The 13,603-nt window shown below is 72.4% G+C and carries 11 protein-coding genes; 8 read left to right on the top strand and 3 right to left on the bottom strand.

The window, feature by feature from the left end; all coding sequences use genetic code 11:
• Nucleotides 1-75: 75 nt before the first annotated feature.
• On the bottom strand, nt 76-819 hold the full coding sequence (locus WME95_RS43940) for a hypothetical protein (RefSeq protein ID WP_437905163.1): 744 nt from the start codon (nt 817-819) through the stop codon (nt 76-78).
• Between the two features lie 1,036 nt (nt 820-1,855).
• On the opposite strand from WME95_RS43940, the gene WME95_RS43935 reads away from it, so the two are divergent.
• The gene (locus WME95_RS43935; protein WP_437905162.1) at nt 1,856-2,479 is read left to right on the top strand and encodes a hypothetical protein; all 624 of its coding nucleotides are present in this window, start codon (nt 1,856-1,858) and stop codon (nt 2,477-2,479) included.
• On the opposite strand, the gene WME95_RS43930 is transcribed toward WME95_RS43935, so the two are convergent.
• Nucleotides 2,461-4,566 (bottom strand): carotenoid oxygenase family protein, encoded by a 2,106-nt coding sequence (locus tag WME95_RS43930; protein WP_437905161.1) that lies wholly within the window; start codon nt 4,564-4,566, stop codon nt 2,461-2,463. The two genes, WME95_RS43935 and WME95_RS43930, sit on opposite strands and share 19 nt — an antisense overlap.
• 244 nt (nt 4,567-4,810) lie before the next feature.
• Between WME95_RS43930 and WME95_RS43925 the strand changes: the two genes are divergently transcribed.
• The 3 genes from WME95_RS43925 to WME95_RS43915 all read left to right on the top strand — a co-directional run bounded on the left by WME95_RS43925 (nt 4,811) and on the right by WME95_RS43915 (nt 6,915).
• The gene (locus WME95_RS43925) at nt 4,811-5,932 is read left to right on the top strand and encodes a site-2 protease family protein (protein WP_437905160.1); all 1,122 of its coding nucleotides are present in this window, start codon (nt 4,811-4,813) and stop codon (nt 5,930-5,932) included.
• Between the two features lie 92 nt (nt 5,933-6,024).
• Complete coding sequence (locus tag WME95_RS43920; RefSeq protein WP_437546690.1) at nt 6,025-6,441, top strand: hypothetical protein; 417 nt, start codon at nt 6,025-6,027, stop codon at nt 6,439-6,441.
• A 33-nt stretch (nt 6,442-6,474) separates the two neighbouring features.
• On the top strand, nt 6,475-6,915 hold the full coding sequence (locus tag WME95_RS43915) for a hypothetical protein (RefSeq protein WP_437546688.1): 441 nt from the start codon (nt 6,475-6,477) through the stop codon (nt 6,913-6,915).
• A gap of 152 nt (nt 6,916-7,067) precedes the next feature.
• Here WME95_RS43915 and WME95_RS43910 read toward each other — a convergent pair whose 3' ends face one another.
• Nucleotides 7,068-8,480, bottom strand: a complete 1,413-nt coding sequence (locus tag WME95_RS43910) for a sensor histidine kinase (RefSeq protein ID WP_437905159.1) — start codon at nt 8,478-8,480, stop codon at nt 7,068-7,070.
• Between the two features lie 152 nt (nt 8,481-8,632).
• Between WME95_RS43910 and WME95_RS43905 the strand changes: the two genes are divergently transcribed.
• The 4 genes from WME95_RS43905 to WME95_RS43890 all read left to right on the top strand — a co-directional run bounded on the left by WME95_RS43905 (nt 8,633) and on the right by WME95_RS43890 (nt 13,601).
• Nucleotides 8,633-10,825 (top strand): putative metal-binding motif-containing protein, encoded by a 2,193-nt coding sequence (locus WME95_RS43905; protein WP_437905158.1) that lies wholly within the window; start codon nt 8,633-8,635, stop codon nt 10,823-10,825.
• Nucleotides 10,826-10,872: 47 nt separating this feature from the next.
• Nucleotides 10,873-11,805, top strand: a complete 933-nt coding sequence (locus WME95_RS43900) for an ABC transporter permease (protein ID WP_437546682.1) — start codon at nt 10,873-10,875, stop codon at nt 11,803-11,805.
• Nucleotides 11,802-12,455, top strand: a complete 654-nt coding sequence (locus WME95_RS43895) for a hypothetical protein (RefSeq protein ID WP_437546680.1) — start codon at nt 11,802-11,804, stop codon at nt 12,453-12,455. Before WME95_RS43900 ends, WME95_RS43895 begins: the two co-directional genes overlap by 4 nt.
• 261 nt (nt 12,456-12,716) lie before the next feature.
• Nucleotides 12,717-13,601: a zinc metalloprotease HtpX gene (locus WME95_RS43890; RefSeq protein ID WP_437905157.1), complete on the top strand. Its 885-nt coding sequence runs from the start codon at nt 12,717-12,719 to the stop codon at nt 13,599-13,601.
• Nucleotides 13,602-13,603: the final 2 nt, after the last annotated feature.

The following is a 13,603-nucleotide window of genomic DNA, read 5'->3' as shown; positions in this document are numbered from 1 at the left end:
GGAGGGGGACTGGCGCGGCGCCGAGGGATCCTGCGACGTGGAGTCCCTGGCGCCGGCCAGCATGGTGGGGTCAGATCACCAGCCGCCGAAGCCGCCGCAGGGGCTGAAGCAGGGGTTGAAGGCCGGCACGAAGCTGGTGATCGACGTCGTGATCGCCGTCAGACCGCAGCCGCCGAAGCCGCCGAAGCCGCCGAAGCCGCCGCAGCCGCCGAAGCCACCGAAGCCGCCGCCCCAGCCGAGGCCGCCGAAGAAGCGCTCGCCCTCACGCTGCCCGGTCTCCTGCCCGACCAGGCCCACCTGCCCCACGCCGGCCTGGCCGATCTGCGCCGGTCCCGCCTGGCCGATCTGCGCCGGGCCCGCCTGGCCGATCTGCGCCGGGCCCTGCCCGAGCTGCGCCGGGCCCGCCTGGCCGATCTGAGCTTGCGAGAGGTCGGACGCCTGGCCGAGCTGCGCCGGGCCTTGCTGCCCGTATCCGCCCTTGGTCGGGTAGCCGCCCTTGGTCGGGAGGCCCTTGGTCGGAAACTCACCCTTGCTGGGAAGGAGCCCGCCCTTGCTGGGCAGCTCGCCCTTGCTGGGGAGCATCGGAACGCCCTTCGAGGGCAGACCCTTGCTGGGGGGCAGACCGAGCTTGCTGGGCCCCATCTGGCCGACCTGAGCCTGAGCCTGCGACTGGGACGCGTATCCGCCGCGCTCGTCCGCCTCGAGCGCGCTGTTCGCGGAGTCGACGCTCTCATCATCCATATCGAAGTCGTCGTCCGCGCCGACCGCGCACCCGGCACCGAGCGCCAGCATCATCGCGAAACCCATCGTCTTGTGCATCGAGATCATTGGTCCTCCCCGGTGTTCCTGATGAGCCTTGCGGCCCCCGAACACCTTGGTGCACCCAAGAGCAGGCTGTGTGCCTCGCTCTTCTGTGCAGAGGCTGCCGCTTCGCACAGCATGGATTCGCGGGATGGAGTCCGCGAATCAGGCGCTCCTCGCATCTGCGCTCCCCTGGGATTTCTCCGCGATTCAATCGCGGTGGATCCGGGCGAGCGCGGCGCTCGCTGGAGCGGCGTCGCGATGACGATGGATAGGATAGAAGGAGCCCCGCCGCGCGCCGCGGGGCCGCGCGGGAAGAAGGAAGACGCGAGCGCGGCGCCCCGCGGCGCGGATCGCGCGCTCCCGCGCCGTGGCCGCGGCGAGCGGAGGTGTCCTCAAAACAGGGTGGACCTCCCTCCGGATCCAGAAAAGAGCGGGCTCACGACGCGTCGACATCACGGGACGTGATCGGACGTGATCGAACCCAATCGGACGTGATCGGACGTGATCGGACACAGGCGGATGGGATCGGACACAAACGGACGTGATCGGGCGAATTCGATGGCGCCGTCCGGGCGAGAGATGCGCCCTGCGCCCTGCCTGCTCAGCGCCTCGCGTTCCGACACGTTTGTGCATCCCTCTGCCCGTGAGAGCGGAATTGTCTCTTCCGGTCGGAATTGTCCGCTGGGGCGCGACGCGACGCGGCGAGCGGGCGACGAGACCGCCCGCGTCGCAATAGGGCCCTCCCGCTGCGGCGCTTTCCTGCTCCGGCGGCGGACGGAGTCGAATCGACTGTTATTCCCACTTGCGCAGGACGTTCTGTAAATGGTCCAGTGGAGGATGTCGGTGACGGGGAGGGAGCATCTGATTGTGTAGTTTGCCCCACGGCTCTCGACGACTCGGTGGTGGGTTGTCTCATGTCGTCCAGGACGCTGGCTCTCCAGCGTGCTCGGCGTTGGCCGAACGGCGGTGGTGGAGCGCCGGATCGAGCTGCCCTGGCCAAGGTTTGCAGGATCGGCGCGCGTCGGTCGCGGCGCCGTAACAGAGCAGAAACATGGTCCAGCGTCGCATCGCGGCCGTCGCCGCCTATCTGCCGGAGCGCGTCGTCACCAACCAGGAGCTCATCACCAGCTACGGTCTCCCTCACGCTGCGGACTGGCTGCACGAGGCGACGGGGGTCGTGGAGCGGCGCTTCGCCGGCGCGACGGAGACCACGCTTTCCATGGCCGCCTCGGTGCTGCGGGAGCTCATCGAGGTGGGGCGGCTCCGCGATCCCTTCGTCGATGTCCTCATCATGACGGGCGACGACGGCGGGGGAGGGGACGCGGGCGCGGCGGCCTTCGCCGCGTGCATGGCCGGCCTCGTGCCCGCGCTGACGATCGATCTCACGCCCGCTCAGGGCGGTTTTTCCGCGGCCGTCGAGCTGGCGAATCGGCACCTCGACAGGGGGTGTCGGCGCGTGCTCATCGTGGCGAGCGACGTGCGGTCGCGGCGCCTGCGCGAGGGGCAGCCGTGGGGCAACCACCAGATCACGGAGATCCTGGGAGACGGCGCCACGGGCGTGCTGCTCGAGCGGGTCGACGGCCTCGGGGCCGAGGTCCCCCCGCGCTGCGCCGAGCCGCCCTCGTCTCGCGGCTCCCAGCCTTTCCTCTCCGCGGCTCACGCGAACCGCGGATAGACCTCCTCCTCGAAGAGCGCCTTCACCTGCTCCCCGGGGGCCTCTGCCACGAACTCCTCGTAATCCTCCCGCACCGGCACCCTGTATCCACCCCTCCACGGAGCGACCGAGTTGAGCCACGCCGTGTGGAGGGTCAGCCCCGGCCGGAACGACGGGTGTCCCAGCTTGCAGAGCGGCCCTCGCGCCAGGTTCGTCGCGTCGAAGATCCAGACCTCCGCGCGGCACGGCGTCGCGACGATCGCCACGACGTAGCCGTCCGTGTCGGCCCCGCTGCCGCCGCGCCGCGGGACGAACTGGAGCGAGCTGAGCCAGGACCCCACGGCGCGCCGCGGGAACTCGTAGCGATCCTCGATCCGCATCGCGCGGTGGTTGAACCGGAACAGGCTGTCGGGGTGGCCGCCCTCCGCGCGCATCCGGCGGAGCGCCGGGAGGGGGAGCGACCTGTGCGGGTGCGCCGCATAGAGCCGGTCGATGAACTCGGTCGACAGCTCATCCCATATCCCGCCGCCGCGCCAGTAGACGTTCTCGAGGCGATCGGGCGGCATCCACGACGCGCCCGTCTCCCGGTACGCATAGAGGCCGACGCCGAGCGCCCGCGCGGCATCGGCGAACACCGCCTGGTCCACGACGCGCTCGGCCGCCGCGTCGAGGGTATACCGGCCGATCCGGTTCACGTCCGCCTGCCCGAGCGGGAACAGGCCGCGCAGGCGCGGCGGCGCCGGCGTCCTGTCGGCGGCGTGCCGATCGCAGGGCCGGAGCCACTCCCCGTGATCCGTCGCGCAGTTGTGCGCCGCGTGCACGGTGATGCGGTCCCCCGCGTCCTCGTAGTCGACGAGGAAATGGAGAGTCTCCAGCGGGACGACGACCCGCTTCACCACGACAGGCCCGCCGCCCGGCCGCAGCGCGTCCCGCCGGACCAGGTAGAACGTCGTGCTCGGCTCGTGGGGCATCGTGAGCAGCGACCGGACGAGGCGCTCGATCCCGGGGCTCTCCTTGGAGCCCCGGAACGCCACGCTCTCCAGGCCGATCCTGAACGCCGTGTCCGCGAGCACGACCCAGCGCCGCGTCAGGCCGATCTGGTGCACGCTCTGCTCGATGCGCACCGGCGCGCCGCTCGGCAGGACCAGCGGGTGCCGCTCGGGCTCGTTGTGGCCGTCCCATCGCAGGAGAAACGCGAAGTCGCCCGCCGGCTCGTCGAGCGCCACGCCGCCGAAGCGCGCCGCCTGCCGCGCGAGGAGGTCGCCCGGCCCGGGCGGCGCGCTCGGGCGGAGGCGCGCGGGCAGGAGCTCGAGCGCCCGCTTGGCGAACGCCTCGATCCGGTCCGCCCTCGGGCGGACGAGCTGCTGCTCGATCATCGACGCGGCCGCCGCGGCGAGCCGATCCCACGAGCGCGGGAGCGCGCCGAGCTCGTCGAGCCGCGGCAGCGACGCGACGAACAGGTGGAGGAGCGAGCGGCCGTAGTTGACGGTGAGGAGCTCGCCCCGCTCCGCGTCGAAGCAGGGGTGCGCGCTCGAGAGCGTCATCGGAAAGGGGTGATCGACGGGCGCGGCCGGGTACCACGTGCTGTTGCGCCCGACCGGCGTGACGAGCTCCAGCGTGGCCGGGTCGATCTCGTAGGGCCTGCCCGTGTCGCTCGTGACGAGCAGGCGCGCGGGCGCGCGCGGCGCGTGCATGGGCACGAACGCGGTGTTGAGGTGGTTCCGCAGGCCGAGGTGCGGCGAGAAGCGGAGCAGCCCTGCGTCACGGAAGCCCAGCGCCTCGAAGCGCGTGCCGGGGCGCGAGGCGGCGTCCGCGTGATAACAGGGCGTGCGCGCGATCTTCGAGGTCAGCCGGACCGCCGCGCCGCGGCCGAAGTCGAGCCGGTAGATCATCCCATTGCCATTGAGGATCGGCGCGCCGTCCGCTCTGGGTAGGTCGCCGTCCACCGAGCCGACGGGCCCGATCGCGAACACGTGGCCCGTGAGGTCCCTCGGCACGCCGCCCGAGTGGGATGACTCAAGGACCGCGAGCTCGACCTTCGTCAGCTCTTCCGTGCTCGCTGCCATCAATGCATCGGGGACGCGCTGGCGCATGACGACCTCGGTCACACCAAGCTACGCCAATCCGCGCGCCGCGTGGGCGCCGCGCTGCGCCGAGCGCCTCCGAACACGCTCCCCTCCCCGTGATTCCCGCCTGGGACGGACGCGCGCTGGCGCCCTCGCAGCGCCGCGCGCCCCTCTGCATTGCGTGGCGGCGCCGCGCGGCTGCCCTGGTCTTCCGCGCAGTGGCGCTGTCTCGGCGGCTTGCGAAGGTGCTTGTCGGCCCCATCTGTACCTGTGGATCAGGAGGCACATGTTCGACCAGGGGCTGACAGTCCTGCGGATCCGCGGAATCCCGATACGGCTGCACATCACATTGCTGATTTTCCTGCCGTACGTGGCCTATGTGGCGTCGTCGCAGTTCTCGGTGATCGCGTCGTCGCTCGGGATTCCGCGCGAGGAGATGCGCCTGCCGCCGCTCGCCTGGGGGGCGATCCTGGCTGTCGGGCTGTTCGTGGCGGTGCTCGTGCACGAGCTGGCCCACTCGTTCGTCGCGCTCAAGAACGGGATCCGGGTGCGCGCGATCACGCTGATGATGCTGGGCGGCGTCTCGCAGATGGAGCGCGACGATCCCGAGCACGAGGCGTGGATGGCGTTCGCCGGCCCGCTCATGAGCTTCGGTATCGCGCTCGCCAGCTACGTCGCGTATCGGCTGCTCCCGGCGCCGGCGGAGATCGGCGCCGCGCTCGTGGCCTTCGCGATCACGAACGCTCTCCTCGGCGCGTTCAACCTGCTGCCGGCCTTCCCGATGGACGGCGGCCGGGTGCTGCGCGGGCTGCTCCTGCGCCGTCTCGGGCGGACCCGCGCGACGCGCATCGCCACGGCGACAGGCAAGGTGATGGCGGTGGCCTTCGGGCTCTTCGGCTTGCTCTCGTGGAACCTCATCCTGGTGCTCATCGCGATGTTCGTCTACATGGGGGCGTCGGCCGAGCAGGCGCGCTCCAGCACCAACGAGCTGCTCCGCGGCATCCCGGTCGCGCGGTTCATGACCGATCGGCTCGGCGAGGCGTACGCGGACGAGAGCCCTCGGGCGGTGGCCGAGCGGCTCCTGCGCCACAACCTGGTCGGCGCGCGGGTCATCGACGATCCCCGGGACGGCGAGGGGCGCCGCGAGATCGGCGTCGTCACGGTCTGGGATCTCGCGCGCCAGCTGCAGGGCGGCGCCGCGCCGGCGACGGTCGGCGCGGTGATGCCCGTGGATGTGCCGAGAGCGCACGCGGACGACGACGCGTCCCGCTCGTTCGACGCGCTGGCGAGCGGCGAGGCGAGCGTGATCGCGGTGCTCGACGAGGGCGAGCGCGTGATCGGCCTGGTGACGTCGGCGGAGATCCAGCGCGCGCTCGCGCTCGCCGGGGCGCTCCGCGCGGCGCGCTGAGCGCTGAGCGCCGCGCCGGCGGAGATCCGGAGATCTCGAGTCGCGCCGCGCTGGCACTCGCGTTGCTGAGTTGCGCTCGGAGGAGCAATGACGTGAAGCAGAGCAACAACGTGACTCCGCCCGTGCGAGGGCGGTCCAGATCTCTCGGTGTGACGAGGGCCTCGCTCGCCGCGGCTGCGCTCGTGGTCGGCGCCTCGCTGCTCATGGGGTGTATGGGCACGGTCGGGACCGAGGGGGGGTTCGTCGTGTCCGGCGTTCCGGCGGTGCGCGCCGAGGTCGTCCCGGTGGAGATCGCCGCGTATCCGCGCGTCTATTTCCGCGGGACGTATGCGTACCTGGTCGACGGCCGCTGGTATTACCCGACGAACCGGGGCTGGGTCATCTTCGAGGAGGAGCCCATGGAGCTCGAGCGCTACAGGCAGACGTTCCGGACGTCGCCGCGGTACGTGCCGGAGCGCGAGCTGAGCTATCCGCGCGAGCGGGGGCGCCGTTACTACACACCTCGTTGACAGCGGGGCAGCAGCGAAAGGACGGGTACGAGGATGAATCAGGAGAAGAGCGTCTTTCCCCTCTGCGGCCTCGCGTTATCGAGCTTCCTGGCCCTGGGGTGCATCGTCGACGTGGAGCCCAGCCCCCAGCGCCGGCCGCGGCCCGTGCAGGCCGTCGGGAGCCTGACGCTGGAGTGGACCGTGGCCAACCGGATCGATTCGCGGGCGTGCTCCCAGCACAGCCGCGGAGGAGCGGATTTCGAGCTGATCGTCTACCGGGGCAGCCGCGAGGTGGCGAGAGACTACGCGCGCTGCGACGACTTCAGCATCACCGTGGATCTCCCGCCCGATGAATACACGGCCACGGCGACGCTCGTGGAGCGCGGCAACGACCGCCCCGTCACCACGACGCTGACGGTGGACGACATCAATATCGTGCGCGGCGCCACGCTCAACCTCGACGTCGATTTCCCGCCGAGCTCGTTCCTGCGGTAGCAGGCGAGAGTTCAACGCAAAGGCGCAAGGGCGCAAAGGCGCAAAAAAGAACAGATTTTGTGCAGGTTTGCGCCTTTGCGACTTGGCGCCTTTGCGTTGAATCTCTCTCCGCTCGCGAGGCAGAGCCGTGGCGGGAGTTCTGCCACGAGGCGCTATCCCGATCGCGGGATCGTGAGCCGCACCCGCGTCTCGCCGCGCGGCCCGTCCTCGATGGCGATACCGTAGTTCGTATGGGCGGCGATCGCGTGCGCCGCGATGAGCGGCAGCGCCGGCGGGCGGCCCTGCGCGACCGCCTCGAAGTCGCGGCTCAGCACGACGCTCCGCGCCGCGGCCGGGAGCGGCGGACCGGCGTCGTCGAAGGTGATCTCGACCCCGCTCGGGCCCTCGGAGAGGGACACGAGCACCTCGCTGCCCGGCGGCGACGCGCTGATGGCGTGATCGAGCAGCGCGTGCAGCAGCACCGTCAGCGCGCCCTGCGGCACCACCTCCTGCGCGGTCTCCGGCGCCTCGACCACCACGCGCACGTCGTGGCGGGCCGCGCGCGCGAGATCGTCCTTCACGACGTCGCGCAGCACGTCGGCGACGTCGCAGTGGCGCGGGAACTCGTGGAGCGGACACGCGCCCAACCTGGCGAGATCACTGACAATTTCTGACGCCGCCGTCACGTGGCGCCCCACCGACGAGGCCGTCTCGCCCGCGTCGCCGCCGTGGGTCCGGAGCGGCGCGATGTCGCGGCCGATCGCCGACAGGATGCCGCGCAGCTGCGTGCCGAGCACGCGCACCGCGGCGACGAGCACCGCGAGGCTGTCGCCGCTCGGCGGCAGGTGCGACACCGGCTCGCTGCCGCCGAGCCGCGAGATGACGCCGGACAGCGACCCGCGCTCGCGCTCGCCCTCGACCCGCGAGAAGACCGCGGCGAGCTCGCGCGCGTACGCCTCGCCCTGGGCCTGCGCGGCGGCGAGCTCCTTCTTGAGGCTCTCGACCTCGAGGCGCTGGAGATCGACCTCGGCGGGCAGCGTCAGCGTCTGCATCAGGCCGTCGAGCTCGAGCCGGCCGCCGTAGCGCAGCGCCATGCGCGACAGCCACACCCGCTCGGTCTCGAAGTTCACGGGCGTCTCCGGGCCGAGGTTGACCCGGACGCTGACCTCGTCGCCGACGCGGTGGATGCTCACGTCGGGCGCCCCGGTCAGGCTCGAGGGGTCGCCGCCCTGCGCGATGAGCACCTGGAGCATCCGCCGGAGCTCGGTCTCGTCGCCGAACACGGTGGTCCCTTCGCCCATCTCGATCTGCACCCGCGCCTCGGGCGCGACCTCCCAGAGGAGCGCGGTCAGGTCGACGCGGCCGCGCCGCCCGCGCGGCAGGGGGCGGCCGTGGAGCGACGCGAGCATGCTCACCGCCTCGTCGAGCCGGTTGAGCGTGCTCTCGACGCCGCCCGAGCTGTCGTCGGGCGACGGCGTCGGCGGCGGCGCGCTCTCGGTCGCGATCATCCCCACGCCCTGGCGGAGCTTCTGGGCGGCGCTCCGCGCCTCCTGCGCCAGCAGCCACGTCAGCTCGGGTCGGGTCAATCTGTCGCTGGTCACCCTGTTTTTCCCTCTATCCGCGACGCTCGGCGGAATCGCGCGCCATGATGCCAGACGTGGCGGTGCCCTGCTACGCTCATTGCCGCTCACCTCGTTCGATGCGGACTCACACTTCCTCCTTCTTGACGCCTTCCTCCTTGACGCGTCTCGCTCTCCTCTGCGGAGCGGTCGCCGCGGCGGCGCTCTCCGGCGCCGCCTGCGCCTCGAGCGCCCCGAGCCCCTTCCCGTCGGCCGGCGGAGCGGGCGGCGAGGGCGGCGAGGGCGGCGCCGGCGGCGAGCAGGCTCCAGCGGACCCGACGCTGGGCGGCCCGTGCGTCGACGACGATCAGTGCGAGGACGGATTTCCCTGCACCTTCGATGCGTGCGACACCGCCCTCGGGCGGTGCCGTTTCACGCCGGACGACAGCGCCTGCCAGAACGACGTCTACTGCGACGGCGTCGAGCGCTGCAACCCGCGGCTCGGCTGCGTGCCCGGCGCGCCGGTCGCGTGCGACGATCAGAGCACCTGCACGATCGACGCGTGCGACGAGGCGACAAAGACGTGCTCGAGCGCGCCGCGCGACGCCGATCTCGACGGCGATCCCGACGAGCACTGCGGCGGGGGCGACTGCGACGACGCCGATCCCACGGTGTCGTCGGCGCAGCCCGAGGTCTGCGGCAACGATCGGGACGACGACTGCGACGAGCGCGCCGACGAGGGCGGCTGTGTGTCTCCGGAGCACGACACGTGCCTGGATGCGCTGGAGATCTCCGCGCCGGGCTCGTACGCGATGACGACGGCGGGCGCGGGCTTCCACTACGCGAGCTCGTGCGGCCTGCCCCGCCCTGCGAGCACGCACGACGTCGTGGCCGCGGTGATCTTGCCGCCGGGGCCGCCGGTCGACGTCGAGGTGACCGCGCGGACGGAGGCCCCCGATGCGGAGACGGAGGCCACCGACGTCGCCGTGACGCTCGCCGGCCAGTGCGGCGACGCCGCGACCGAGCTCGCGTGCGGGGGGCCCCACGAGACGGCGGACGGCGGCAAGCTCGCGAAGCTCCGGGCCCGCGGCCTCGGCGATCCGGAGCGGGCGACGGCGCTGCCGCTCTACGTGACGACGAAGATGGGCGCGCCGGTCATCGTCGACGTGGCGTTCCTGCCGCCGGCGCCGGCGCCGGAGAACGAGACGTGCGGCACGGCGGCGCCCCTCTCGCCGGGGGCGCCGGCGCTGGCGACGATCCTCGACGCCGCCCTGGATCTCGGGACCGCGTGCGAGACCGGGCTCGGGGAGCTCGTGTACACGTTCGAGCTCGCCGAGCCCCAGGACGTCGACCTCTACGCGATCTCGACCGACGGCGACGGCGATCCCTCGCTCTCGCTGCGGAGCGCGGCGTGCGCGCTGCCGGAGGACGAGCTCGCGTGCCAGACGGCGGCGGCGCCGCACCTCTTCCGGCGCGCGCTGCCCGCGGGGGTGTACGCCGTGGCGGTCTCCGCGACGGCGCCGACCTCGGTGCTCGTGACGCTGGAGCTCTCGCCGCCGACCGAGCCGCCGCCGGACGAGGCGTGCGAAGGGGCGGCCGAGCTCGCGCCGAACCGGACGGTCTCCGTGTCGCTGCTCGGCCACCAGGACGACGTGGATCTCGGCTGCGGCCCGGCGGCCGTCGACGCCGTGTACGCGCTCGAGCTGCCGGTCGCGTCCGACGTGCTGCTCGTCGAGAAGCTGTCGGCCGGCGACACCGGCGCGATCGCCCTGTCCACGCCGGCGTGCGGCGGCGAGGGCGATCGGCTTGCGTGCAGCGAGGGGGAGGTCACGCCGCTCCGGAGCGCGCGGCGCAACGTCGCGCCGGGGTCGTACCGGGTCGTGGCCGAGGCGCAGCTCGGCCAGCCCGTGAGCGTGACGGCGTTCGTCCGGCCGGCGGTGCCGCCCACGCTGGTGCCCTTCTCCGACGCGTGCGAGGGGGCGCTGGAGATCCCGGAGAGCGGCGGCTTCTTCCAGGGCAACACGGCCAACGCCGCCGCGGACTTCGACGCCGGCTGCGACCGCGCCGGCACGGAGGAGGGCGGCGCCCGCGACCAGCTCCTCCGGCTCACGCTGACCGCGCGCAGGCGGGTCGTGCTCGACATGGCCGGATCGAGCTACGACACGCTGCTCTCGGTCCGCCGCGGCCCGGGCTGTCCCGGCGTCGAAATGCCGCTTTCCTGCACGATCGGTACGGATCCCCAGCGGAGCTTCCTCGATCTCGTGCTCGATCCTGGCGTGTATTACCTCCAGATCGACGGCCACGCGCTCGCGCACGGCCTCTGGTTCCTGGACGTGCGGGTCGTCGACCCCGGGGACGGCGCCGGCCCCTGACCCGCGGCCCTTTCAAGCTCCCCCCGTCCCTTGCTAACGTCGCCCCGATGTTCGGCCGCATCTCTGCGATCGCCCTCAACACCTACCGGGAGTCGCTTCGGGCGCGCATCCTCATCGGCCTCGCCGGCGTCGCCTTCGCGGTCGCGTTCTACTCGATCATCGTCGGCGCCTACACGCTCCGCAACGGCGCGCGGGTCGTCAGCGACCTCGGCGTCGCGTCGATCTCGCTCTTCAGCATCGCGGTCGCGGTCATCATCGGCGCGACGTCGCTGTACCGCGAGCTCGAGCAGAAGACGATCTTCCCGATCCTGGCCCGCCCGGTGCGCCGCGGCGAGTACCTCGTCGGCAAGTACCTCGGCACGTTGCTCACGCTCGGGGTGTTCATCCTGGCCGACGCCGGGCTCGTGCTGCAGATCAGCGCGGTGCTGGCCGGCCGCTCGCTGGCCCTCGTGGCGGGCGCCGGGGCCGCCTCGCTCGCGGCGCTCGGGCTCGTGGCGTGGCGCTCGCCGATGGCGCGCACGTACGGGTTCGTCCCCTGGGCGGCGGTCTTCCTCCTGCTCGGCGTGCTCTTCGCGGACGGCGCGCCGACGGAGCGGCGCGTCGTGCTCGCGGGCAGCGCGCTCGCGTTCCTCGAGGTCGGCATCGTCGCCGCGGTGGCGACGCTGTTCTCGTCGTTCTCGACGCCGTTCCTGTCCTCGCTGCTCACGCTCGGCGTCTTCCTCATCGGGCGCAACGCCGACTCGCTCGCCCGGCTGCCGGTGAAGTACTTCGGCCCCCAGATCAGCGCCGCGGCGCGCGCCTTCTCCAAGGTGGTCCCGAACCTCCAGATCTACGTGCCGCCGCGCCCGTTGCTCGCGGGCGAGGTCGCCGACGCGAACCTGCTCGTGTACCTGGGCTGGGCGGCGATCACGTGCGCCGGGTGGGCGCTCGTTCTCCTGTCGGTGGCGGCGTTCGTCTTCAAGAGACGCGACTTTCTGTGAGGCTCTCGGTCGTGCTCGGCGTGCTGCGCGGCCTCGCGGTCGCCGGCTTCCTCGTCGGCGCGGCGTCGCTGCGGGTGGTGGCCGCGGGCGAGCGGGAGATCGCGGAGAGCACGGACGCCCTGCGCGCCGGCGACGCGCACGCGGCGGCGCTCCACGCGCGGCGGGCGGCGGGCTGGTACGCCCCCGGGGCGCCGCACGTCCGCGTGGCGTACGAGCGGCTGATCGCGCTCGCGACGGCCGCGGAGGGCCTCGGTCGGGCCGACACGGCGCTCTTCGCGTGGCGCGCGGTGCGCACGGCCGCCCTGGAGACGCGGTGGCTCACGACGCCGCACGCGGAGGACCTGGAGCTGGCCAACGCGGCCATCGCCCGCCTCTCGGCGGCCGCGCCGCGCCCGCCGGGCACGCGGACCGAGCCTGCCGCGACGGTCGAGCGGCAGCACCTCGCGGCGCTCGCGCGCGACGACGCGCCGCGGGTCGGCTGGGTGGTCGCCCTCGTCGGGGCGTTCGCGGCGTGGGTGGCGGGCGCCGTCTGGGTGGTGCGGCGCGGGGTCACGGTGACGGGGCAGTGGGTGTGGCCGAAGGCGGCGCCGGGGCTCGCGGTGTGCGCGGCGGGCGTCGCGGTGTGGCTCCTGGCGATCTGGCAGGCGTGAGGCGCGCTGGCGGGCGCATTCCGCGCTGAGCTCGCGTATCGCGGTGCCAGAGGTGGAATGGACCGCGAGGCGAAATGGGGCGGTGGGGCGAAGTGGGGCGGGCCAGCAGGGGTGGCGGTCAGGAGAGCCACAGGCGGGAATCCGCAGGACACGACGTCTGCTGATCGGGGGGCGCGCGGTATTGCAATGCGACGCGCGCGACACATCGATCTCGGGGGAGCGGCTCTTGCAGCGCTCCGTTCCGAGGAGGGAACGAAGTTCATGAAGAATCAGATCAAGACGATCCTGTTGCTCGGCGTCATGTCGGCAATCCTGGTGTCCATCGGCGGGGCGCTGGGGCCCGGGTACCTCGTCTTGTTCGGCGTGCTCGCGCTCGCGATGAACCTGGGTGCGTATTTCATGTCCGACCGCATCGTGCTCGCGGTGCACCGGGCCGCCGAGGTCTCGCCCTTCGAGGCCCCGGGGCTGCACCGGATGGTGGAGGAGCTCTCGAGTCGGGCGGGGATCCCGAAGCCCCGCGTCTATGTCATCCCGGACGCGCAGCCGAACGCCTTCGCCACGGGGCGCAACCCGGAGCACGGCGTCGTGGCGGTGACCGAGGGCATCATGCAGCTCCTGAGCGAGCGTGAGCTGCGCGGCGTGCTGGCGCACGAGATCGCGCACATCAAGAACCGCGACATCCTGGTCTCGACGATCGCGGCGGCGTTCGCCTCGGGCATCACGTGGGTGGCCCATGCCGTGAGCTTCGCCGGGATATTCGGCGGATCGTCGGACGACGAGGACGGCGCGAGCCCGCTCGGCGGGCTGGCCCTCGCGATCGTGGCGCCGATCGCGGCGACCCTCGTGCAGCTCGGCATCTCGCGGTCGCGCGAGTACATGGCGGACGAGCTCGGCGCCAAGCTGTCCGGGGACCCGGAGGCGCTCGCCAGCGCGCTGTCCAAGCTGGAGCACGGTGTGGCGCTCGTGCCCCCCGAGGCGGCGCGCCCGGCGACGGCCAGCCTCTTCATCGTCAACCCGCTTGCCGGGGCTGGCTCGGTGCTGAAGTGGTTCTCGACGCACCCGACGACCGAGGAGCGCGTGAGCCGGCTGCTCTCGATGGCGTCGAGCGGCCGGACGGCGCGGGGCTGGACGAGCGTGATGGCCTGACG

Origin of the sequence: Sorangium sp. So ce327, from assembly GCF_051530205.1 — a bacterium.
Taxonomy (GTDB): domain Bacteria; phylum Myxococcota_A; class Polyangia; order Polyangiales; family Polyangiaceae; genus Sorangium; species Sorangium cellulosum_B.
Note: the sequence above shows the minus strand (reverse complement) of the source record. Positions and strands in the feature narration are given on the sequence as shown.